The organism is Methylorubrum extorquens, assembly GCF_024169925.1.
GTDB classification, from domain to species: Bacteria; Pseudomonadota; Alphaproteobacteria; order Rhizobiales; family Beijerinckiaceae; genus Methylobacterium; species Methylobacterium extorquens_A.
The window spans coordinates 81,002-103,705 of record NZ_JALJXF010000002.1; the positions used below are offsets into that span (position 1 = coordinate 81,002).

Consider the following 22,704-nt stretch of genomic DNA (forward strand, 5'->3'; position numbering starts at 1 on the left):
GGATTCTTGCACGTTCGGCGAGAGCCCGGACCGGGGCCGCCGGGCAAGAGCCCTCGGTCCGTTGGGCGAAGTCTTCGTCGGCGCCGCCGTTGAGCGGCCGATGGGATCACGGGGCCGGCGAATTGCGGACCGGCGCCCGTCCGGGGCGCGCAGATGGGCCTCGCAGGCGCTGGACGAGGCCGTGAAGCGCGCCCGTGGCGAGGCTTCCCGGCCCTCAGACCGGGTGCCCCATCGCGCGATCCAGGGCGCGACGCCTCTGGAGAGTGCGGCGCCGCTGGTAATATTCTAGCCGAGCGCGGGGGGTAGTCAGCCTGCCCGTGCGCGGACGCCTCGAAGGGACTGGCGCGCCCGGTCGAGGAGCGTCGCGGCATCGAAGCCGGCGAGCCGGCCGTCGCGCTTCACGAAGCGGCCCTCGACCATGACGGCGGCGACGTCCTCGGGGCGGGCCGAATAGACCAGCAGGGCCGACGGGTCGCCCCCGTCGAAGCCCGCGAGGTTCAGGGAGTCGAGCCGGACGAGTTGCAGGTCGGCGGCGCGGCCCGGCACGAGCGAACCGGTCTGTGCGTCGAGCCCGAGGGCCCGAGCACCGCCGGCCGTCGCCCATTCGAGGAGGTGGCGGGGCCGGACGGCGGTCTCGTCGCGCGCCGCGCCGGCCTGCGTGAGCGCTGCGAGGCGCATGAGGGCGAACATGTCCGTGGCGCCGGCGAGGGCGCTGCCGTCGATGCCGAAGCCGCGACGCCGGATGCCATCGAAGCGGTCGATCCGGGTCGGGCCGTAACCGACCCGGTGCTCGGTCAGCGGCGTCACCACCAGGCCGGCGCCGGCCTCCTCCAACGCGGCGAGCTGGTCGTCGCGCGCATCGGTTCCGTGGACGACCTGCAGCCCGGCATGCAGCATCCGTCGGGCGATCAGGGCATCGAACATCGCCGTCGCCCGGCCCGGGACGGTGCCGCTGACATGGACCTGCATCGGCAGGTCGAGGCGGCGGGCCGTCTCCCATTCCCTGGCCTTGATCGCCCAGGCCGCCGCATCGTCGAGGTCCTGCGGCAGGCGCCACGCCAGGCCCAGCGACAGGCGGCCGCCGACGGAGCGCTCGGCCCATCCCTGCTGCCACTCCGCGACATGGGCGAGATCGATGGGGTCCGCGTCGGTCTTGCTCTTCATGCCGTAGAGCAGCCTGGCCCGGACGGGCGCATCCTGCAGCGCCCGAAGGCCGGCCTCGGCATGGGCGCGGTCGCGCACGTTGTCGAAGAAGTCCGCCGTGGTGGTGATGCCGGAGGCGGCGCTCTCCACCGCGCTCAGCAGCATGCCGATATAGGTGTCCTCCGGCGTATAGTGAGCCAGGAGGCGGTTGGTGACGGTGAAGAAGGCGGTCTCGCGCGTGTTGCCGTACAGGCCCCGCATCTGGCTGATCGCGCCGTGGGTATGGGCATCAACGAAGCCCGGAAGCACGACCATGCCGCCGGCCTCGACCACCACGGCGCCTTCCGGCACCGCCAAGCCCCGCCCGATCCCGGCGATCCGTCCGTCGCGCACCAGGATGTCGGCGCCGGGCAGATCGCCCAGCCCGGCATCCATGGTCATGACGTAGCCGCCCCGGATCAGTGTGACGCCGCCCGGCAGACCGTCGGCCGCCCGCGCATCGCTCGCCGCGCCCACGAGCACGACGCCGCCGAGAGCTTTCCCCAGGTCGCGCCGACTGATGTCCATCGCCTCGACATGCCCCGTTCCGAACCGCTGCCGTACCCGACATAGGGCGTCGGCCCAACGATCATCGTCGCCGGATCGCGGAGGGTGTCTTTCCGTTCCGGCCAGTTCGCCAGGCCCTCGACGCGCGTTGAGGGCGTTGAAGCTCGAAGCGCGGGCACGACGACGGCGAACGGTTCTCGGACCGTACCGTGCGGAAGCGGCCGGCCCCCTCGATTCTTCGACAGACACAACGGGACCCCGTTCGCGATGACCCTCGCCCATACCCAGCCGACCTGTCAGGCCCCCGCTGCCGGCACGCCGGACCGCCGCGACGGCGGCACCGAGCGCTTCGTGCGCTGGCTCGGCTGGATCGCGACCGTCACCGGCGTGCTGATGTTCGTTTCCTATCTCGACCAGATCCAGCTCAACCTCGCCGGTCAGAAGGGCTCGGTGCTCCAGCCGCTCGCCACGGTGGTGAATTGCGGGCTGTGGACGACCTATGGCGCGCTGCGTCGGGACTGGCCGGTCTCCTTCGCCAATGCTCCGGGCGTCGTGCTCGGCGCGGTCGCCCTGATCACCGCGCTCTGAGCGCCGGGTCGGTCGAGTCCCGCGGGCCAAGCGCCCGCTGCGTCGGCAGTTTCTATGCGCACGCGATCTCTTCGCTTATCAAATGTGAATGAAGGAGTTGGCCCGGACGGCGCCTTGCAGTCCGTTCCGCCCGCGCTCTAATGCGGCTATGGGCCGGCTGGACAGCATCGACGACCTCCGCGTGTTCGACGCCATCGTGCGGGCGGGCAGCCTGTCCGGGGCCGCGCTTGACCTCGACGTCTCCCTCACCCTCGTCTCCAAGCGCCTCAAGCGCCTCGAGGGGCGGTTCGGTGTCCGTCTGCTCCAGCGGACTACGCGCCAGCTCGGCCTGACCGAGGAGGGCGGAGAATTCCTCGTGCGGTGCCGGACCGCCCTGGAGGCCATTCGGGCGGCGGAGGACGTCGCCGGCGACGGGGCCAGCGGCGTCGTGCGCGTGACCGCGACCGCGGCCTTCGCGCAGCGCCAGATCGCGCCGCGCCTGCCGCGCTTCCTCGCCCGCCATCCCGGCATCTCGGTCCAGGTCCTGACCAGCGACGACGTCCTCGACCTGGTCGAGCGCCGCATCGACGTGGCGATGCGGCAGGCCCCCCTCGTCGACAGCCGCCTGATCGCCCGGCCCCTGGTGCCGGACGCGCGCATCCTTTGCGCCTCCCCGGCCTATCTGGCCCGCGTCGGAACGCCCCGCGACCCACTCGACCTCGCCGACCATGCCTGCCTGACGGTGGGCGATCCCCGGCCGACGCACTGGCGCCTGTGCCGCGGCGGGGAGTCGGTGGACGTGTCGATCCGCTCGGCGGTCGGCGGCATCGACGGCGAGATCTGCCACGCCGCCGCGCTGGCGGACGGCGGCATCGCCATGAAGGCCGCCTGGGACGTGGTCGAGGACGTGCGCGCCGGGCGCCTCGTCCGCATCCTGCCGGATTGGTGGGGCGGGCGCGACCGGTGGGTCCGCCTCGTCTATCCGGCCCGCCTGCATCAGGCCCGGCGGGTGCGCGCGTTCATCGCCTTCATGGAGGCCGAGATGACGCAGGCGCTGGCCGCATGCGCCACGCTGGACCTGTTCGAGGCACCGGAGCCGGCCAAGCCGAGCGGCCGGCCCCGGACCGCCCGCAATCGGGCCGAGCCGACCCCCGCCGAGTCCGGACCCGGCTGACCGTGGCATGTGGTTTGTTCCGCGCGACCTCCTGGCTGGTACCGTGCGAGTCTGCCTTCCCTGCCGACATAAGAGGTGTGCAACCGGGGATGCTGCGCGGAACGGTGCGTCGTGGTTGTCTTGGTATCAACGGGTGATCGCGGCAGGCTCGTTAAGGGGATCAGCATATCCGAAGCCTTGGCAGATCTTCAACGTGCCGATGACGAAGGGCTTGGCGTAATCGAATGGTGGCGGCACGGGCGCCTGACATTCCGGACCGGTAGGCGGGCCAGCCTCTCGCCAATGGTCGGCTTCGTAGCGAGCGCGAATGAATTCGTAGAGTCGGGTGCGGAACGTTCGCTCGCGGATAAGATAAAAGTGGGAGCCCCACACCGCTTCATCACAACATCGGCCAGGGTGCGAACCTATTGGTCCCAGATACTAAGCGTGATGCACCTCCGTTTTAGCACAGCTTCGCAACAATCTCTTTAGTTTTATGCTTCTTCCGTTCCATGATGACATCTTCCACACGGCTTGAAGCCGTACTTTTGGAAGGACTATTTCAGGAGACAGGCCAGTAAACGTAACCAGAGCACAGTATTTCTGCCTCAACAATCGTGCACAGTCTGAAATCGCTGTCATTGGATTTCATTACACTGTTTATTCACATTTGGAATGTTTATATTGGGGAGAGCTTGATCTTCAATTGAAGGATTTGAAAATTCTACGAGATCAAATGCTACTCGCTGGCGACACAACCGTCCGGATCGCGAAGCTGGATTGCAGCCGTGAGACACCGGGAAGCCGAGAGAGCACCTCCTTGTGCAAGCGCTCGTAATCGGCCGCATCTTTCACTTTAAGCTTGACCAGATAATCGGCGATTCCGGTCATCAGATAACAATCCTGAACCTCCGGGCAGCGGCGCACCGCGGCCTCAAATTGGTTGAGAAACTCCTCGGTCTGCCGGTCGAGGGTGAACTGCGTGAGCACGACCAGTCCGCCCTCCTCGGACGGAGCCTCGATCAGCGCCGTGTATCCGCGGATGACCCCCGAACTTTCCAGCAAGCCCATCCGTCGATGGCAAGCGGATGCCGATAGACCCACGGCATCTGCGAGGTCCGCGTTGCTGATGCGGCCGTTCGCCCTGAGCATGCGGATGATCCGCCGATCGATGTCGTCCATGACCTTATCACAGAATGTCCGATATCGTCGAAGCATATACCCTTTTTCCGTCAAATCGTATATCTTATTCGACGGATTGATGAGAAATTCGATGAATCATGCAGTAGCGTAGCCGTACCGATAACCCGTTCCGGACGGACGCCTTGCCTGCCCTTGCCCGCACCGCTCCCATCGCATCCGCTGGACCTCCCGTACCGGCGACGACCAGCGCCGTCCTGACGGTCGACCTCGCGGCGCTCGCCGCCAACTACCGCGCCCTGCAGGCCATGGCTGCGCGGGCGGCGTGCGCCGCCGTCGTCAAGGCGGATGCCTACGGTCTGGGGATCGAACGCGTCGCCCCCGCCCTGGCGCGGGCGGGCTGCCGCTCCTTCTTCGTGGCCCATGCCGAGGAGGGCCTCTCGTTGCGCAAGATACTCGGACCGGCCGCCGGGATCTCGGTTCTGCACGGCCTTCCGTCCGGCACCGAGGCGGAGTGCCATGCGCACGATCTCACGCCGGTCCTGAACGACGACGGGCAGCGAGCCGCCTGGTGTGCCCTCGCGTCCCGGCTCGGACGACGCCTGCCGGCGATCCTGCAGATCGACAGCGGCATGGCCCGGTTCGGCTTCTCCCCGGACGAGGCCGCCGCCTGCCTCGACACGGGCGGGTTCGACGGCCTCGACCTGCGCCTCGTGATGAGCCATCTCGCCTGCGCCGACCAACCGGACGATCCGGCGAATGCCGCGCAACGGATGGTGTTCGACGCCTTCCAAGCCCGCCTGTCCGGGGTTCCTGCGAGCCTAGCGGCTTCCTCCGGCACATTTCTGAGCGCGGACTTCCATTACGACCTCATCCGGCCGGGAGCCGCACTCTACGGGATCGCCCCCCAGCCCGGACGCCCCAACCCCATGCGGCCCGTTGTCGGTCTCGCGGCTCGCGTGATGCAGGTCCGGCAGGTGCCGGCCGGGACCGCGGTGGGCTACGGCCACACGGCGCGCGTCGCGCGCGACAGCCGCTTGGCTACGGTGGCCATCGGCTATGCGGACGGTTTCCTGCGCAGCGCATCGGGCCGCGGCGAGGTCTGGCAGGACGGCCACCGCCTGCCCATTCTGGGCCGCGTCTCGATGGACAGCATCGTGATCGACGCGACGGATGCCCCCCCCGGCGCCGTCGCCCCGGGAAGCTGGATCGAGGTCGTCGGCCCGGCGCGCAGCCTCGATGCCGTGGCCGACGCCGCTGGTACGATCGGGTACGAGGTTCTCACGAGCCTCGGCCATCGCTTCCACCGTCACTATCTCGACGCCTGAGGGCATCATCCATGCACGTCATGATCCTCGGAGGCGGCGTCGTCGGCGTCACCTCGGCCTATTACCTCGCCCGCGCCGGCCATCAGGTGACGGTTCTGGATCGCCAGCCCGGTGCCGGCCTGGAGACCAGCTTCGCCAATGCGGGCCAAGTCTCCCCGGGCTACTCGGCGCCCTGGGCCGCGCCCGGCATCCCGGTGAAGGCGCTGAAATGGCTGATGATGCGGCATCGCCCCCTGGTGATGTGGCCCCGGGTGGAGCCGCGGCTCTACGGCTGGCTCGCGCGGATGCTGGCGAACTGCACGGAGGAGGCCTACGCCCGCAACAAGGGCCGGATGGTCCGCCTCGCCGAGTTCAGCCGCGATGCCTTGCGCGAACTCAGGGCCGAGACCGGCATCGCCTACGACCACCGCGAGAAGGGCACGCTCCAGATTTTCCGTACGGCCAAGCAGCTCGATCAGGTCGGCAATGACACGGCGGTGCTCGACGCCTACGGGGTCCCCTACGAGGTTCTCGATGTCGCCGGCTGCATCCAGGCCGAACCGGCTCTGGCGAGGGTTGGCGCAACCATCGTCGGAGGCCTGCGGCTGCCCGCCGACGAGACCGGGGACGCCTACCTCTTCACGACCTCCCTCGCCGCACTCTGCGAGAAGCTCGGCGTCACCTTCCGCTACGGCACGGCCATCGCCGGCCTGCGCGACGCCGACGAGGCCGTCACGGGGATCGTCACCGCTACGGGCGACGTGCTCACCGCCGACGCCTACGTCGCCGCCATGGGCAGCTACACGCCGATACTGCTGCGGCCCCTCGGGATCGACCTCCCGGTCTATCCGGTGAAGGGCTACTCCCTGACGCTGCCCGTCATGGACCCCGAGGGGGCTCCCGTCTCGACGGTAATGGATGAGACCTTCAAGGTCGGGATCACGCGCCTAGGCGACCGCATCCGGGTTGGCGGCACAGCCGAACTCGCGGGCTTCAGCCACACCCTGCGGGGACCTCGCCGGGCGACCCTCGAGCGCTCGGTCCGCGATCTGTTCCCGGGGGGTGGCGATCCGACGGCGGGCACGTTCTGGACGGGCCTGCGACCGATGACACCGGACGGCACGCCGATCGTTGGTCCGACACGGTTCGCCAACCTCTTCACCAATACCGGTCACGGTACCTTGGGCTGGACCATGGCCTGCGGCTCCGGCCGCGTGCTCGCCGACGTGGTCTCGGGCAGCGCCCCGCCGATCCCGGCCGCAGATTTCGCCCTGGCCCGCTACGCCAGGGGCGTGTGACGGCCCACGGACGTCATTTCGTCGAGCCCGAGGAGTTCGGGCTCTCTCGCCTGAGCGATAGAGCATCGTCCTGGATATAGGATCCAAGACGATGCTCTATCCTGTTGTTTTTGCATCATCCTTTTCCGAAAGTCGGCAGCCACCTTTCGGGATGATGCTCGAAGGCACGCTCCGTCGGATGCGAGCCCAAGCCGGGTTTCGAGCAGACGGGAGAACGTGGCGGAACTCCGCGAGCCATTGCGGGCGGGGCAGGCCGCGGCAACGTTCGGCCGTGGTGTCCCCTACGACAGACCCTTCGGCGCACGGACGGCGCTCGGGTCGAGCGAGCACGGGTCTTTGGCGCGATGGCCGAGCACGCGATGTCCGCAGCGTTGCGAGGGCTGCCCGGGGGATGCGTGCCATGGGGCGTTCTCGCGGCATAGTCGTCATGTCTAAAGCATCGTCCTGGATACCTGATTTAGGACGACGCTTTAGGCTCTTGTTTTCGCATCATCTGTTCCGGAAGCCGGCAACCACCTTTCGGGACGATGCTCTATCGCCTCAGACATGCCATTGAACGAGCTTGATGAGACCATCAGCCCCGATGATCTTAGGTGCGGGGCGCACCGAACGCATGATTTTGCTTCGATCGACCGGCTGACGATGTCGCAACAGCCGGCCGATCACGTTCGCGGGCTCCGATCCTCCGTAGCCCGCCCTGTACTTGATGCTAGCCCCGCCTTCAGCTCATCGTCGGCATGACGAAGTCGGCGCCGGCCCGGATGCCGGTCGGCCAGCGGGTGGTGATGGTCTTGAGCCGGGTGTAGAACCGGACGCCCTCGGGGCCATGCATGTGGTGGTCGCCGAACAGCGAGGCCTTCCAGCCGCCGAAGGAGTGGAACGCCATCGGCACCGGGATCGGCACGTTGATGCCCACCATTCCGACCTCGATCGCGTGGGCGAACTCGCGCGCGGCGTCGCCGTCGCGGGTGAAGATTGCCGTGCCGTTGCCGAACTCGTGTTCGTTGATGAGGCGCGCGGCGGTGGCGTAGTCGGGCGCCCGGGTCACGGCGAGGACGGGGCCGAAGATCTCCTCCCTGTAGATCGTCATGTCGGGCGTCACGCGGTCGAACAGCGTGCCGCCGAGGAAGAAACCGTCGTCATAGCCCTGGAGCTTGAGGTCGCGCCCGTCGACGAGGAGTTCGGCGCCTTCGGCCACCCCCTGGTCGATGTAGCCGCGCACCTTGTCGTAGTGCTGGCGCGTCACCAGCGGACCCATCTCGGAGTCCGGGTCGGTGCCGGGGCCGACCTTCAGCGCACGCACCTTCGGGATCAGCCGCTCGATCAGTGCGTCGGCGGTCTTCTCACCCACCGGCACCGCCACCGAGATCGCCATGCAGCGTTCGCCGGCCGAGCCGTAGGCCGCGCCCATCAGGGCGTCCACCGCCTGGTCGAGGTCGGCATCGGGCATCACGATCATGTGGTTCTTGGCGCCGCCGAGGCACTGGGCGCGCTTACCCTGGGCGGTAGCCGTGGCGTAGATGTATCGGGCGATCGGGGTCGAGCCGACGAAGCTGACGGCGGCGATGTCGGGATGGCGGAGGAGGGAGTCCACTGCCGCCTTGTCGCCGTGGACCACGTTGAACACGCCGTCGGGCAGGCCCGCCTCCTTGAGCCAGGCGGCCACCAGCAGGGCGGGGGACGGGTCGCGCTCGGAGGGCTTCAAGACGAAGCAGTTGCCGCAGGCGAGCGCCAGAGGGAACATCCACATCGGCACCATGACGGGGAAGTTGAACGGCGTGATGCCGGCCACCACGCCGAGCGGCTGGCGCAGGGAGTGGCTGTCGACGCGGGTGCCGACGTTCTCCGTCACCTCGCCCTTGAGGAGTTGCGGCGCGGAGGTCGCGAACTCCACCACCTCGAGCCCGCGCTGGATCTCGCCGCGCGCGTCGGAGAGCACCTTGCCGTGCTCGGCGGTGATGAGGGCGGCGAGCTCGTCGGTGCGGTCCTCGGCGATGCGCAGGAAGGCGTTGAGGATGCGGGCGCGGCGCAGGGGTGTGGTCTTCGCCCAGCCGGGGGCGGCGGCCTTGGCGGCCGCGACCGCGGCGTTCACGTCCGCCGTGTCGGCGAGGGCGACGCGGCCGGTCTCCTCGCCCGTAGCGGGGTTGAAAACGGGAGCGCTGCGCCCGCTGGTGCCGGCGACGGTTCTCCCGCCGATGTAGTGGTTGATCACAGTGGTCATTGAAGAATCCTTGAAGGGCAGAAACTGACGAAAGATCAGGCGGCGCGGGCGATGGCATCGCCCAGCATCGACGCCATCGTGTCGATTTGCTCGGGGTCCACGATCAACGGCGGCGACAAGGCGATGATGTCGCCCGTAACGCGGATGAGCAGGCCGCGTTCGAAGCAATCGACGAAGACGTCGTAGGCCCGTGCGCCCGGCGCACCGGGCCGGGGCGCCAGTTCGATTCCGGCGACGAGGCCGATGGTGCGGATGTCGATGACGTGGCCGGCGGCGCGCAGGCCATGCATCGTGCCGGCCCACGCGTCCGCAAGCTCGGCACCGCGCGTCAGCAGGCCTTCCCGCTCGTAGATGTCGAGGGTGGCGAGGCCGGCGGCGCAGGCCACCGGGTGCCCCGAATAAGTATAGCCATGGAACAGCTCGATCACCGCCTCGGGGCCGTGCATCATCGCATCGTGCACCGCCCGCGCGCAGAACACGGCGCCCATCGGCAGGGCGCCGTTCGTGAGGCCCTTGGCGGTGGTGACGAGGTCGGGAACGACGCCGAAGTAATCCGTGGCGAAGGGCGTGCCGAGGCGGCCGAACCCGGTGATGACCTCGTCGAAGATCAGCAGGATTCCATGCCGGTCGCAGATCGCCCGCAGACGCTCGAGATAGCCCTTGGGCGGCAGAAGCACGCCCGTGGAGCCGGCGACGGGCTCGACGATGCAGGCTGCGATGGTCTCGGCCCCGTGAAGGGCGACGAGGCGCTCGAGGTCGTCTGCGAGGTCCGCCCCATGCTCCGGCAGGCCATGGGTGAAGGCATTGCGCTCCAGGTCGTGGGTGTGGCGCAGGTGATCGACGCCCGGCAGAAGCGGAAAGACGCGACGGTTGTTGACGAGGCCCCCCACCGAGATGCCGCCGAAGCCGACCCCGTGATAGCCGCGCTCGCGCCCGATCAGTTTGGTGCGCGTGCCCTGGCCGATGGCGCGCTGGTAGGCGAGCGCGATCTTGAGGGCGGTATCAACGGATTCTGACCCCGAACCGGTAAAGAATACCCGGTCGAGCTTCGCTTCGGGGCCGCCCGGCGCGATGGCGGCCAGTCGCTCGGCGAAGTCAAAGGCGGCGGGGTGCCCCATCTGGAACGAGGGCGCGAAATCAAGGGTGGTGAGTTGGCGCTCCACCGCCGAGGCGATGTCCTGGCGTCCGTGCCCGGCATTGACGCACCAGAGGCCGGCGGTTCCGTCGAGAACGCTGCGCCCGTCTGTAGCCGTGTAGTGCATGTCCTTGGCGGATGCGAGCATCCGGGGTGCCGCCTTGAACTGGCGGTTGGCTGTGAACGGCATCCAGTAGGCGTCAAGGCCCGGTGAATTCGTAGCGGTGTGCGGGTCCATGGCAATCCTTCGGGTTGACGTCGATGGGCTGGGAAAAAGCACCGATCGTGCATCGCGAACAAGTCCTTTTCTCTGCCGCGCCATGTGCTTGAAAAGCTTGGGCCGCCATGACAGATGTTTGCAAATCCTGAACATCCCTAACACGGCTGCGGCTCAGCGAGGTTTCAATGAGCATCGATCTCGGTGCACGGCTTCGTTACGTTCGCGGCCTTCACGGCCTCTCGCAACGCGCCCTCGCCAAGCGCACGGGTGTGCCGAACTCGACGATCTCCCTCATCGAGTCGAACGGGGTGAACCCTTCCGTCGGCGCCCTGAAGCGCATCCTCGACGGCATCCCCATCGGATTGTCCGAGTTTTTCGCGGTCGAGCCGGAGAGCCCGCGCAAGGCCTTCTACCGGGCCGACGAACTCACCGAGATCGGCAAGGGACCGATCTCCTACCGTCAGGTCGGAGATACGTTGTTCGGCCGATCGCTGCAGATCCTCAGGGAACGTTACGAACCCGGCGCCGATACGGGCCGGGTGCCCCTCGTCCATGACGGCGAGGAGGGCGGCATCATCCTATCGGGCCGGCTCGAAGTGTTCGTGGACGACGAGCGCCGGATTCTCGGTCCCGGCGACGCCTACTTCTTCGAGAGCCGCCGTCCTCATCGCTTCCGCTGCATCGGTCCGGTCGCCTGCGAGGTGGTCAGTGCTTGCACGCCGCCAACGTTCTGATTGTTTCTCACAAAACTCCTGTTGCGCTGTCGTGTTCAGGGCAAGCGGCGATGATCGGGAGTTTTATGAGGCACTCTGAATCAATACGAACCACTTTGAACTTTTCGGCACCTTTGATCCCGGAGTGGGTGAGGCAATGAAGGAATGCCACCTTCGGCCGCCACGACCGTAGCCCGGCAGTTCGGCTCGGGCGCCAATCGGAACGCCCGTGCCGTATTGATAAAAGCGGATGCTATATTTGTTTTGACGCCGATTTTTTCGGATTTGCCGCCTGCAAGGGCGACCGTGCCTGAAATCAGAGCAATCGCTCAAATTTCATACTACTGGGGTGCCATACATAGCCTCCCCGCTTGACGGAGCGGAGCAAACATCATTCTATGCGTATAGTTCGAATCATTTCATAAAATTCAGAGTTCGAGGGAGGTGGGATGCAAGATCGTCGCGCATTTTTAAAGGGTTCCTTGGTTGTCGGTGCCGGCGCCGTTTCCGGCGTCGCGCTTCCTGGTTTGCTGCGAAGTGCCCGCGCGGCCGATGGGCCTCTCGTCATCGGGGCACCGCTGCCCATCTCCGGAGCTTTCGCCGCCAACGGCAAATTCGCATCCCTTGGCGCTGCGTTTGCCGCCCGGAAGGCTGCCGCGGCGCTCGGGCGCAAGATCGTGGTCACGGACATCGACACCGAGGGCAAGCCGGCACCGGCAGCTCGCAAGCTGCAGGAGGCCATGGCGCAGGGAACGCGTCTGTTCGCCGGCGGCATTCTATCATCGGAAGCCCTGGTGATGGGCAAGGAAGCGACGAAGTCTGAGGGCGTCTTCATCACCACGGCGGGGGCGGACGAGATCACCGGTTCGGACTGCAACCGCGGCACCTTCCGCTGGAGCGTGCCGACCTTCGGGGCTATCGCGCAGACCGTGCGGCCGCTGATCGAGCAGATGCCGCAGGCCAAGCGCTGGTACACCATCACACCGCAATACGTGTTCGGCGAGGGCCTGCTGAGCGCCGCCAAGGTGGTGTTCCAGGAGAAGGGCATCGAACATGTCGGCAACAGCTACCATTCGCTGGCCGAGAAGGAATTCAGCGGCTACCTGACCAATGCCATCGCAGCCAAGCCCGACGTGCTGTTGCTCCTCAATTTTGGTTCGCAATCTTCGGATGCGCTCCGTCAGGCCGTCAGCTTCGGCCTCAAGAAGCGCATGACCATTGTGCTGGCCTGGGCTTCAGGCCTGGAGCAATTCGAGGCTCTGGGAGCAGACCTGTGCGAGGGCGTATACTTCGGAGCGCAGTACTGGCACGGCATCGATTCGCCCCTCAACAAGGAGTTGGTGTCAAAGCTCCGTGAAAGCGCGAAGATGACGCCGAACTACTCCTTCGCCGGCTCCTACCAGATCACCAAGCTGCTCCTCGACGCAGTCGCGAAGGCCGGCTCTGCGGAAGGTCCTGCTGTCATCAAAGCTCTGGAGGGCCTCGGCTATTCTGGACTGACGGGGCATGAGGAGATTCGTGCCGCCGATCACCAGGTCATCAAGGACTACTACCTGCTGAAGGGCAAGGCGAAGTCCGCAATGAAGGATAAGGACGACTTTGCCAACGTCGTAAATGCCGGCAAGTCGTTCCTTTCTCCCGAAGCTGCCGGCTGCAAGATGCAGCAAGGGTGAGTGTTGAAGTCCAACATTAGGACCTTGCGTGACCTATCTCTTTCAGATCCTGAACGGCGTCGGACTTGGGTTGCTTTATTTCCTGCTAGCAGTAGGATTGAGCATCATCTTCGGGCTGCTGCAATTCGTGAACTTCGCTCACGGGGCATTCTACCTGCTCGGCGCTTATTTGGCCTACGAAGGGGTCGAGCGGGGTCTGAGTTTCTGGGTGGCGATGCCTATGGCGGCCGTGATCGTCGCGGCGCTTGCCGGAATGACGGAACGGCTGCTCCTACGCCGGGTCTACAAGCTGCCTCACACCTTCCACATCCTCGTCACCGTCGGGCTCGCGCTCGTGGTGCAGGAACTCGTCATCATCGTCTGGGGGCCGCTCGGCGGTAACGTAGTGGCGCCCGACGAACTGAGCGGCGTCATGATCCTCGGCGACTTCATCTATCCCGAGTACCGACTCTTCGTGATCGGCTTCACGGTGATTCTCGCCGCCGCCCTGTGGTGGCTCCTGGATCGGACGCGCCTCGGAGCCATCGTGCGGGCCGGATCAGAATCGCCGCAGAACATGGCGCTGCTCGGCTACGATACGTTGAGCATCAACACGGCCGTCTTCGCCCTCGGTGCGGGGCTCGCCGGGCTCGCCGGTGCGCTCGCGGCTCCGATCCGGGGCGTCGAGCCCTTCATGGGCGTCGAGGCGCTCGGGATCGCCTTCGTGGTGGTGGTGATCGGCGGGATGGGCAGCTACGCAGGGGCGCTCGCCGCCGGCATCCTAGTGGGCGTCGCTCAGAGCTTGATGGCGACGCTTTGGCCCGAGGGCGCGCGCCTCGTGATCTATCTTGGCATGGCCGGCATCATCATGGCGATGCCGCGCGGCCTGCTCGGCCGGGCCTGAGGAGAAATCTGTTATGATCCCCGTCCTCGACCGGCCCCTTGTCCAATTTGGCCTTGCAACTGCCGCCGTGCTGATCCTGCCGCTCGTTATGCGCTCAGGCACCCTCGCCAGCGAGATCCTGATCTTTGGGCTGGCGGTCGCTGCCTGCAACTTGCTGCTCGGCTATACCGGCCTCCTCTCCTTCGGCCAGGGCATCTTCTTCGGGATCGGCAGCTACGTGGCCGGCCTCGGCCTTGTCCGGGCCGGGCTGCCGGCCCCCGTGATGCTTGCGGTTTCGTTGAGCGTAGGCGCTCTCGTGGCGGCGGTGGTGGGCTGGATCTCGATCCGCCGCCAGGGCGTCTACTTCGTGATGCTGACGTTGGCCTTCTCGCAGATGTTCTACTTCCTGGCCTACACGTTCAGCGGCATCACGGGGGGCGACAACGGCTTCCTCGACATTCCGCGCCCGACCCTGGTCGGCACGCGCCTGACCGATCCGTGGACCTACTACGCCTACGTCGCGGTGCTCTTTCTCGTCCTCTTCGCAGCACTCCAGCGGGTGGCGTTGTCGACCTTCGGCCGAACCCTGCTCGCCATTCGCGACAACGAGGCCCGGGCAGGCGCCATCGGCTACCCGGTGCGGGCCTTCAAGGTCGCGGCTTTCGCGATCTCAGGCGCGGTCACCGCGTTTGCCGGCGCGCTCCACGCGATGTTGATCGGCGTCGCGCCCCTCTCCAACATCGACTACCACACCAGCGAGACCCTGCTGATCATGACGATCATTGGCGGCAGCGCGAATCTGTTCGCCTCGCTGCTCGGCGCTGGGGCCTATCTGCTGGCCGCCGACGCCCTCTCGGAGATCTGGCCGCGGTGGCTCCTTGCCCTCGGCCTCCTGCTCATCGTCATCACGCTGTTCCTCCAGCGCGGCCTCTGGGGCCTGATCGAGCGCGCCATCGCCCTGGTGACGCAGGCGCCCCCGCCCGACGACCCGGCCCGGCCGGTCGTAACGCCCCCCCCCGTCGCCCACGCACCGGAAGTCGCCCGATGAGTGCGCCCCTCCTCGCCACCGAAGCGCTCGGCGTCCGCTACGGCAGTTTCGTCGCCCTGCAAGACGTAACCCTTCGCATCGCCGAGAACAGCGTCCACTCGATCATCGGGCCGAACGGGGCCGGCAAGACCACGCTGTTCCACGCGCTGACCGGCCGGATCGCGCCCTCGGGCGGGCGCATCACGTTAGGCGGCCGGGACATCACCCGCACGTCGGACCACGAGCGCGTGCGCCTCGGCCTCGCCCGCTCCTTCCAGGTCACCAGCCTGTTCCCCACCCTGAGCGTGCGCGAGAACCTGCGACTGGCAGCGCAGGGCAAGACGCCCTGGCAGGCGCTGCCCCCCTGGCGCCGGACCGAAGCCAACCGGCCGGCGCTGGCCATGGCCGAGGCGATGCTGGAGCGCCTCGACCTCACACGGGTGGCCCTGCGCGCGGCCGGCGAACTGTCGCACGGCCAGCAGCGGCGCCTCGAGGTCGGGATGGCGATGGCGGCGGCGCCGAAGGTCATCCTCCTCGACGAGCCGACCTCCGGCATGGGCATCGACGACATTGCGGCGATGACGGTGCTGATTCGCGACCTCGGACGCGACCACACCGTGCTCTTCATCGAGCACAACATGGGCATTGTGATGAACATCTCCGACACCGTCACGGTGATGCGGGCCGGCCGCGTGCTGGTGGAGGGGCCGCCGGGCCGGGTCCGCGACGACCCGGAGGTGCGCCGGGCGTATCTCGGCAACATGATCACGGGAGACCTCGTGCCATGAGCGGCCCCATCGCCCTCGCCCTGGACGGGGTCCAGGGTTTCTACGGCAAGAGCCATATCCTCCAGGGCGTCAGCCTGGAGGTGCGGGACGGCGAGATCGTCTGCCTGCTCGGGCGCAACGGCGCTGGCAAGACCTCGACCCTGAAGGCCATATGCGGCCTCATCACCCCGCGCTGGGGCAGCGTGCGCTTTCAGGGCACCGAGGTCGCCGGCTGGCCCGCCCACCGCATCGCCCGGGCCGGCCTCACCCTCGTGCCGGAGGATCGCGGCATCTTCAGCTTGCTCAGCGTCGAGGAGAACCTGGCCATCGCCGAGCGCAAGGGCTCGCCCTGGGCGCTCAAGGACATCTTCGCGATGTTTCCACGCTTGGAGGAGCGCCGCCGCAACGGGGGCGCGCAGCTCTCAGGAGGCGAGCAGCAGATGCTGTCCATCGCCCGCGCGCTCCTGAGCGGACCGAAGCTCCTCATGCTCGACGAGCCGGTGGAGGGCCTTGCCCCCGTCATCGTGGAGGAGATCGTGACGCAGATCCGTGCCATCCGGGCGGCGGGCGTGCCGATTCTGCTGGTGGAGCAGAATCTGGCCGTCTGCACCGCGCTGGCCGACCGCCACTACATCCTCGAACTCGGCCGCGTCGCCTACGCGGCCGCCAATGGCGAATTCATGGCCGACGAGGCGGCGCGCGACCGCTTCCTCGGCGTCAAGGCGGCGTGAACTGCAGCGAACCCAGGACATCCATGTCGAACCTCACCATCAACGCCGAGCGCCTCTGGGACACCCTGACCGAGACCGCCGCCATCGGTGCCACTTCCGACGGCGGCATTGCCCGCCTGACCCTGAGCGACGAGGACCGCCAAGTGCGCGACTGGCTCCGGGTCCAGGTCGAAGCGCTCGGCTGCACCCTCACGGTGGATGCGGTGGGCAACATGTTCGCCCTGCGCCCCGGCCGGAACCCGGACCTGAAGCCCATCGCATTCGGCAGCCACCTCGACACCCAGCCCACCGGCGGCAGGTTCGACGGTGTGCTCGGCGTGCTCGCCGGGCTCGAGGTGCTCCGCACCCTGGACGGGGCCGCCTACGTCACCGAGGCGCCGCTGCTGCTGGTGAACTGGACCAACGAGGAGGGCGCGCGCTTCGCCCCCGCCATGCTCGGCTCTGGGGTCTATGCGGGCATCTATGCCGGCGACTGGGCCGAGGCCCGTGAGGACGCGGCGGGAACCTGCTTCGGCGCAGCGCTCGACGCCATCGGCTATCGCGGCGTGGCGGCACCGGGCTCCGTGCCGTTCGGCGCGATGTTCGAACTCCATATTGAGCAGGGGCCGATCCTGGAGGCGCAAGGGGCTACCATCGGCGTCGTGCAGGGCGTGCAGGGCATGCGCTGGTACGAGGTTACCCTGGAGGGGCAGTCCGCCCATACCGGCTCGACCCCGATGGCGATGCGGCGCAATGCGCTCCTCGGCGCCGCGCGCCTCGTGGAAGCGGTGGATGCCGCGGCGCACGCGCACGCCCCCGACGCCGTCGGCACGGTCGGCCACCTCTGCGTGACGCCCAACTCCCACAATGTGATCCCCGGCCACGTGTTTCTCACCGTGGATCTGCGCCACCCCGACGACGCCGTGCTCGACGCCATGGAGGCGGCCATGAGCGAGGTGCTCGACAGCATCGCCAGCGACCTGTCCCTCGCCTCGCAGCTGCGTCCCATTGCCCGGACCGCCCCGGTCGCTTTCGATCTCGACTGCATCGCCTCCGTGCGGCGCGCGGCCGATAAGGGCGGGCACGCCACCCGCGATATCGTTTCGGGCGCCGGCCACGACGCGGCGCATCTGGCGGGCCTCGTGCCGACCACCATGGTGTTTGTGCCGAGCGCCGGCGGCCTCAGCCACAACCCGGCGGAATCGACGACGCCATCGGAATGCGCGGCCGGCGCACAGGTTCTCCTCGACGCCGTGCTCGACTATGATTCCCGCACAAGCAGCTCGGCGGCCTGATGCGCCGCTCAAGAAGGCGCGTTCATGCGTATCGTCACAGCCAGGGTGAACCACGAGACCAACACGTTCTCGCCCCTCGCGACCCCGCTTACCAGCTTCAATCCGCTCTGGGGGGATGATGCCCTGGCGGCCGGGCGGGACGCCTCCACGGCGCTAGGCGCCTTCATTCGGTTCGCGCAGGCGCGCGGGGCAGTCGTTTCGGTGCCGGTGTCGGCTCAAGCGAATCCGAGCGGACCCGTGGCGGACTCCGCCTTCGAGGCGCTCTGCGCCGCGCTTCTCGAGGCGATCCGCCCCGGCTGCGACGCCATCCTCCTTGACCTTCACGGGGCGATGGTGACCGAGAGCCACGACGACGGGGAGGGCGAGCTTCTCGCCCGCATCCGCGAAATCGCGCCCGGCACGCCCATCGGGGTCGCTCTGGATCTTCACGGCAACATCACCGGCCGGGTGGTCGACAATTGCGACGTGCTGGCAGGCTTCAAGTCCTACCCGCACGTTGACATGGCCGAGACCGGCGAGCGCGTGGCCGGCATCGTCGGACGAATGCTCGACGAGGGGCTACGGCCGGCTAGGGCCTGGATACATCCTCCGATGCTCGCCCACACCCTGCGCATGGACACCCGCGTGGCGGGACCGATGCGAGACGCCGTCCTGGCGGCTCAGACAGTCGAGACCCGTCCCGGCGTACTGGCGGCCACGATCTTCGGCGGCTTCTCCCTTGCGGATCTCGCCGAGACCGGTGTCTCCGTCACGGTCACGGCGGAAAGTCAGGAGGCCGCCGACGAGGCAGCCCGAGACCTCGCCGCAGGGCTCTGGGGCAACCGCGAAAGCTTCGTCTATGACGAGGCGCCCCTGGCCGAGTCCATCGCAGCGGCACAGGCTGCGCTAGCCGGGCCGGGCGACGGCCCGGTGCTTCTCCTCGACCACGGCGACAACTGCATGTCGGGGGGCACCTGCGACGTGATGGACGTGCTCGCCAACGCCCTCGAGGCCGGCCTCGAGGGCATCGTTGCCGGCCCGATCTGCGACCCCCGCGCCGTCTCCATCCTGCACGCGGCCGGCGTCGGCGCCCGGGTCGAACTGGAGATCGGCAATCGCGTCCCCCTGCCGGGTTTCGGCCCTAGGTTGCCCCTCACAGTCGCCGGCACCGTGGCAGCGGTCGGCGACGGCGAATATCGTATCACCGGCCCGACCTATACGGGACAGCGCTGCAGCATGGGCCGGGCGGCGGTGATCGATACGGGGAGGGCCCGCATCCTTGTCAGTGAGCAGCCGCACGAGCCATGGGACCTCGGCGTGTTCACCGCTTGCGGAATCAACCCGGCCACGGCACGAGTCCTGATCCTAAAATCGCGGATGTACTGTCGACCCGTCTTCGAGCCAATCGCATGTACCGTCGTGGAGTGCGCGAGCCGCGGCGTAACCAGTTCCGACTACGGGCTGTTCACGTTCGAGAAGCTCGCCCGCCCGATCTTTCCTCTGGACCAAAACGTGGCCTGGAATCCGCAATGACTGCGCCCGGTCCAAGGATGAAGCAGAACCCGGCGCCGATGCGCCGCATCAAACTCTCCGACCAGATTGCCGAGGACCTGTGTAGGCGCATCGCCCGCGACCGTTTGCTGCCGGGTGACCGCCTGCCGAACGAACGTGCCCTGATGGAGCATTATAGCTGCGCTAAGGGGACGATCCGAGAAGCACTGAAGGCTCTCGAGGTCCAGGGCCTTGTGGCGATGCAGTCCGGTCCGAATGGCGGCGCCGAAATCCGCCCGATCTCCACTGATGCCGCCGCACAACAATTGCGTCGCTTCTTCCACTTCCAGGAACTTGATTTTGCCCATGTCTACGCCTTACGCCGCAGTTTGGAGGTAGCGCTGAGCATCAGCGTGATCGGGCGCTTGAAGCCTCATGACTTCCAACGTCTGGAGGCAAATATTGCAGAGTGCGAGGCAGCTAACACGAGCGGTCAGCGCAGGATTGGCCGTATTATTGAGGTCGATTTTCACGACATGTTATGTGATGCAAGTGATAATCACTTGCTAGTGTTTATGTGTCGGTTCCTAAACAGCCTGCTACGCGACTTGGTTGAGTTTCGCAGTGAAAGCCTAGTTGAACACGAAGCCTTTGGAAGTCACAACGTTGCCAGCCATCGGGCACTTGTCACTGCCTTACGCGCGGAGGATGCAGATGCGGTCAGCGTTGAAATGCACAAACACATGTGCTGTGCTGAGCACTTCATGCAGCGTCTCGACGCAAAGTTTCGAGAGGATCTCCTAAGCTCGTCCAGTCCAGATCGGGCATAATCGCTGTTCAAATATAACCTTAGACTAATTTTCATAGTTAAGGCTGGGAGATCAATTGGTTCTGAGAACCCGGCTTGTTGCAGCTCGGCCGAACGTCAACTGTAAAATTCGGTAGCGTTCTATCCGCCTCTGACGGCGTCGACACCATGTAACACATCTATCCCTACTTTGAGCTAGAGCCCGAGCAACCAATTCCGCTCGCGCACACTCCACGCGCCGGCAAACCCAAAGCCCTTGAGGAGCCAGAGCATGGCCTCGAAGCCCTGGATTGTTCGGCGCGCCGAGCCGCTGCGTCCACGTCGGCGACCGCGAGAGCGACATCTACGAGCTGTTCTGCTTGGCCCACGGCCTCGGCACGCACTTCATAGTGCGCAGCTGCGTCGACCGGCTGGCCGGCGACGGTCGGCACACGATCACCGACGCGATGAGCGAGGTCGCCGTCCAGGGCCTGCATCGCGTCGAGGTCCGCGACCGGGCGGGGCGGCTCGGCACGGCCGCGGTCGAACTGCGCTACCGCCGCATCACAGTGCCGCCGCCGATCGGCAAGCAAAAATGCTATCCCGCGCTGTCGCTCACCGTCCTCCACGCCCGCGAGCCGGGGACGCCGAAGGACCGCCCCGCGATCGACTGGCGGCTGATCACCGACCTGCCCGTCGACGATCCCGACCAAGCCGTCGAGAAACTGCGCTGGTATGCCCGGCGGTGGAAGATCGAGGTGTTCCACCACATCCTGAAGACCGGCTGCCGCGCCGAAGATGCACGGCTGCGCACGGCCGAGCGCCTCGTCAAGCTGATCGCGGTGTTCTGCATCCTGGCGTGGCGGGTGTTCTGGACGACCATGGTGGGCCGCGCGGCGCCGGGTGCGGACCCGCGCTTGGCCGTCACCGCTGCCGAGATCGCGCTGCTCGATCGCCTCGTCCCCGATCGGGCGGCCGGCGGGCGAACTCTCTCGGCCTACGTGGTGAAGGTCGCGCGCCTCGGCGGCTACCTCGCCCGCTCACGGGACCCGCCGCCCGGCAATCTCGTCATGTGGCGCGGCTTCGCCCGGCTCGCCGACATCATGCTCGGTGCCACGTTCGCCCGAGCATCACCAGGATGTGGGTAATAGGAAGCCGCTTGAGGGCAAAGTCGGTCCCCTCGTCGCGCAGGAACGCGGCGAGCAGCGCACGGTCCTTCCCATCGATCAGCGCGGCTAGGCGTGACCTGTCGGATTCGACTGTCATCAGAGCACCGGATACAGCCCGAGGAACAGGTCCCCCAGCGCCCGGCGGCGCAGGAAGGTCAGGCGTCGCCGCCGGATGTGCTCCGGCCGGTCGTGCTCCAGGTGGCAGCGCTGGCACCAGGCGGCGAGATCGGCGGGGCCGTTGCGGCTGGTGTCGTGCTCGCGGTGGCAGGCGGCCAGGATCGGCCGGGTCAGCCGGGCACTCGCCAGGTCTGGCATGCGCCGCAGAATGCGCCCCCGGCCCGAGCGCCAGACGCCGCCGTCGGCATCGTACCAGCTCCCGTCATCGACGCAGACGATGACCCGCCCATGCGGGCGTCCGCAGCGCTCGCAGAACCCGCCGGCACGGCCGAAGCGGATCACCGCCGAGAGCTGCGGCCAGTCGATCGGGTAGAAGTGGCGGTGTTCGGGGCGGATCGGCACGGTCCGGCCACGCTAGCACGGCAGAGAGTCCGAGGAATCCCCCCGGCGCCTCGTCGTCCCTCGGAATTCGGTCGCCCGGCTCCTCAGCGCCGATCCGAGCGGCACCAGTGATCCGCCCGCTCCTCCCAAGCCTTCCGGCCCGGCCGGTAGGCCACCGCCAGGCCCTCCCGCATCAGGATCGCGCTGACCTCTCCCGCTGGCACCCGCAACGTCCCGAGCGTCCGGCCGTAGCGATCGGTCTCGCCGGCGCGCGCCAGCTCGACGGCCTGTCCGCGGATCAGGCGGGCCAAGCGCTCCTTCGCCTTCAGGCCAGCGATCCGCTCGGCCTCGCAGCGCGGCCGAGACACCTCCGGCGTGTCGATCCCACTCAAACGGACCTTCTCGGCACAGCCGCGCACGGGCACGGCGCAGGGGAGGGCGACGGTATCGCCGTCGATGACGATCAGGCGGTCGCCATCGAACCGCTCGGCCGACGCCGGCCGGCTCGCCAGCGTGCTCATACAGCCGACGGCCAGCCCCAGCACGGCCCACATCCGACGGCTCATCGCAGTTCCCTCACGCTCGCGGTGTTCGCGCCCGGCCTATCGCCTCAGCCCCCATAAGCCCAGATCGGGATGTCCCGCGGCCGACCGGGTGTGTCGCGATAGTAGGTCAGGTCGCCGAAGCCGATCCGGGTCGAATTGATCCACTGCACCGTGCGCCCGCCCAGCACCAGGGCACCACAATGGTCCACCCGGACGGTGCCGACCGTGGGATGGATCCCGAACAGGTCGAGCTCGCTCCAGCCGAGATCCACCGCCTCCGCTCCGAAGCGCTCGAGGAAGTCGAGCATCGCCGCGTGGACCCTCTGCCACGTCTCGCCATGCAGGCCGGGGCAGGGGGACGTCGCCGGGTTCATGCGCTCGATGCGGTCGCGCCAGGAGTGAAAATTCGGTGCAGGGTCGGTGGCGACGGGGTGGGGAGCTGACATCCCGGCCCCTTA

General features: G+C 67.3%; 21 protein-coding genes and 1 pseudogene. 14 read left to right on the plus strand and 8 right to left on the minus strand.

Annotated features, from left to right (window positions below):
• Positions 1-306: 306 nt before the first annotated feature.
• Positions 307-1,710 carry an amidohydrolase family protein gene (locus J2W78_RS23730; protein WP_209688055.1) on the minus strand — a complete coding sequence of 468 codons (1,404 nt, stop codon included), beginning with the start codon at positions 1,708-1,710 and terminating at the stop codon, positions 307-309.
• 246 nt (positions 1,711-1,956) lie between these two features.
• Between J2W78_RS23730 and J2W78_RS23735 the strand changes: the two genes are divergently transcribed.
• Positions 1,957-2,277 carry a SemiSWEET family transporter gene (locus J2W78_RS23735; RefSeq protein ID WP_209688056.1) on the plus strand — a complete coding sequence of 107 codons (321 nt, stop codon included), beginning with the start codon at positions 1,957-1,959 and terminating at the stop codon, positions 2,275-2,277.
• A gap of 148 nt (positions 2,278-2,425) precedes the next feature.
• Positions 2,426-3,430 (plus strand): LysR family transcriptional regulator, encoded by a 1,005-nt coding sequence (locus J2W78_RS23740; RefSeq protein ID WP_253386692.1) that lies wholly within the window; start codon positions 2,426-2,428, stop codon positions 3,428-3,430.
• Positions 3,431-4,141: 711 nt separating this feature from the next.
• Here J2W78_RS23740 and J2W78_RS23745 read toward each other — a convergent pair.
• Positions 4,142-4,591, minus strand: a complete 450-nt coding sequence (locus J2W78_RS23745) for an Lrp/AsnC family transcriptional regulator (RefSeq protein ID WP_209688058.1) — start codon at positions 4,589-4,591, stop codon at positions 4,142-4,144.
• A 143-nt stretch (positions 4,592-4,734) separates the two neighbouring features.
• On the opposite strand from J2W78_RS23745, the gene alr reads away from it, so the two are divergent.
• Both alr and J2W78_RS23755 read left to right on the plus strand, forming a co-directional pair.
• Positions 4,735-5,877, plus strand: coding sequence for an alanine racemase (alr, locus tag J2W78_RS23750; protein WP_253374196.1), 1,143 nt, complete (start codon positions 4,735-4,737; stop codon positions 5,875-5,877).
• Positions 5,878-5,888: 11 nt separating this feature from the next.
• Positions 5,889-7,154 (plus strand): D-amino acid dehydrogenase, encoded by a 1,266-nt coding sequence (locus tag J2W78_RS23755; RefSeq protein ID WP_209688059.1) that lies wholly within the window; start codon positions 5,889-5,891, stop codon positions 7,152-7,154.
• A 721-nt stretch (positions 7,155-7,875) separates the two neighbouring features.
• Here J2W78_RS23755 and J2W78_RS23760 read toward each other — a convergent pair.
• Positions 7,876-9,375 carry a CoA-acylating methylmalonate-semialdehyde dehydrogenase gene (locus J2W78_RS23760; RefSeq protein WP_209688060.1) on the minus strand — a complete coding sequence of 500 codons (1,500 nt, stop codon included), beginning with the start codon at positions 9,373-9,375 and terminating at the stop codon, positions 7,876-7,878.
• 35 nt (positions 9,376-9,410) lie between these two features.
• The gene (locus tag J2W78_RS23765; protein ID WP_209688061.1) at positions 9,411-10,748 is read right to left on the minus strand and encodes an aspartate aminotransferase family protein; all 1,338 of its coding nucleotides are present in this window, start codon (positions 10,746-10,748) and stop codon (positions 9,411-9,413) included.
• Positions 10,749-10,915: 167 nt separating this feature from the next.
• Here J2W78_RS23765 and J2W78_RS23770 point away from each other — a divergent pair, with 167 nt between their 5' ends.
• The 9 genes from J2W78_RS23770 (at position 10,916) to J2W78_RS23810 (ending at position 20,077) form a co-directional block, all read left to right on the plus strand.
• Positions 10,916-11,464: a cupin domain-containing protein gene (locus J2W78_RS23770; protein WP_209688062.1), complete on the plus strand. Its 549-nt coding sequence runs from the start codon at positions 10,916-10,918 to the stop codon at positions 11,462-11,464.
• Between the two features lie 428 nt (positions 11,465-11,892).
• On the plus strand, positions 11,893-13,116 hold the full coding sequence (locus tag J2W78_RS23775) for an ABC transporter substrate-binding protein (RefSeq protein WP_209688063.1): 1,224 nt from the start codon (positions 11,893-11,895) through the stop codon (positions 13,114-13,116).
• Positions 13,117-13,144: 28 nt separating this feature from the next.
• Positions 13,145-13,999 carry a branched-chain amino acid ABC transporter permease gene (locus J2W78_RS23780; RefSeq protein WP_253374197.1) on the plus strand — a complete coding sequence of 285 codons (855 nt, stop codon included), beginning with the start codon at positions 13,145-13,147 and terminating at the stop codon, positions 13,997-13,999.
• 13 nt (positions 14,000-14,012) lie between these two features.
• The gene (locus J2W78_RS23785; RefSeq protein ID WP_209688065.1) at positions 14,013-15,026 is read left to right on the plus strand and encodes a branched-chain amino acid ABC transporter permease; all 1,014 of its coding nucleotides are present in this window, start codon (positions 14,013-14,015) and stop codon (positions 15,024-15,026) included.
• Positions 15,023-15,793, plus strand: a complete 771-nt coding sequence (locus tag J2W78_RS23790; RefSeq protein ID WP_209688066.1) for an ABC transporter ATP-binding protein — start codon at positions 15,023-15,025, stop codon at positions 15,791-15,793. Before J2W78_RS23785 ends, J2W78_RS23790 begins: the two co-directional genes overlap by 4 nt.
• Positions 15,790-16,503 (plus strand): ABC transporter ATP-binding protein, encoded by a 714-nt coding sequence (locus tag J2W78_RS23795; RefSeq protein WP_209688067.1) that lies wholly within the window; start codon positions 15,790-15,792, stop codon positions 16,501-16,503. The genes J2W78_RS23790 and J2W78_RS23795 overlap by 4 nt, the downstream gene beginning before the upstream one ends.
• Positions 16,504-16,526: 23 nt before the next feature.
• Complete coding sequence (locus tag J2W78_RS23800; RefSeq protein ID WP_209688068.1) at positions 16,527-17,777, plus strand: Zn-dependent hydrolase; 1,251 nt, start codon at positions 16,527-16,529, stop codon at positions 17,775-17,777.
• 24 nt (positions 17,778-17,801) lie between these two features.
• Positions 17,802-19,289: a M81 family metallopeptidase gene (locus tag J2W78_RS23805; RefSeq protein ID WP_209688069.1), complete on the plus strand. Its 1,488-nt coding sequence runs from the start codon at positions 17,802-17,804 to the stop codon at positions 19,287-19,289.
• 17 nt (positions 19,290-19,306) lie between these two features.
• Positions 19,307-20,077, plus strand: coding sequence for a FadR/GntR family transcriptional regulator (locus tag J2W78_RS23810; protein ID WP_253374198.1), 771 nt, complete (start codon positions 19,307-19,309; stop codon positions 20,075-20,077).
• 173 nt (positions 20,078-20,250) lie between these two features.
• Here J2W78_RS23810 and J2W78_RS23815 read toward each other — a convergent pair.
• Positions 20,251-20,361: pseudogene (locus tag J2W78_RS23815) on the minus strand (IS6 family transposase); the annotation flags it as partial.
• Between the two features lie 53 nt (positions 20,362-20,414).
• Here J2W78_RS23815 and J2W78_RS23820 point away from each other — a divergent pair.
• Complete coding sequence (locus J2W78_RS23820) at positions 20,415-21,182, plus strand: IS4 family transposase (RefSeq protein WP_253374257.1); 768 nt, start codon at positions 20,415-20,417, stop codon at positions 21,180-21,182.
• A gap of 117 nt (positions 21,183-21,299) precedes the next feature.
• Here J2W78_RS23820 and J2W78_RS23825 read toward each other — a convergent pair whose 3' ends face one another.
• From J2W78_RS23825 to J2W78_RS23835, 3 genes are all read right to left on the minus strand, one after another.
• Positions 21,300-21,722, minus strand: a complete 423-nt coding sequence (locus J2W78_RS23825) for a hypothetical protein (RefSeq protein WP_209688079.1) — start codon at positions 21,720-21,722, stop codon at positions 21,300-21,302.
• An 83-nt stretch (positions 21,723-21,805) separates the two neighbouring features.
• On the minus strand, positions 21,806-22,267 hold the full coding sequence (locus tag J2W78_RS23830) for a thermonuclease family protein (RefSeq protein WP_209688080.1): 462 nt from the start codon (positions 22,265-22,267) through the stop codon (positions 21,806-21,808).
• 44 nt (positions 22,268-22,311) lie between these two features.
• The gene (locus tag J2W78_RS23835) at positions 22,312-22,692 is read right to left on the minus strand and encodes a hypothetical protein (protein WP_253374199.1); all 381 of its coding nucleotides are present in this window, start codon (positions 22,690-22,692) and stop codon (positions 22,312-22,314) included.
• Positions 22,693-22,704: the final 12 nt, after the last annotated feature.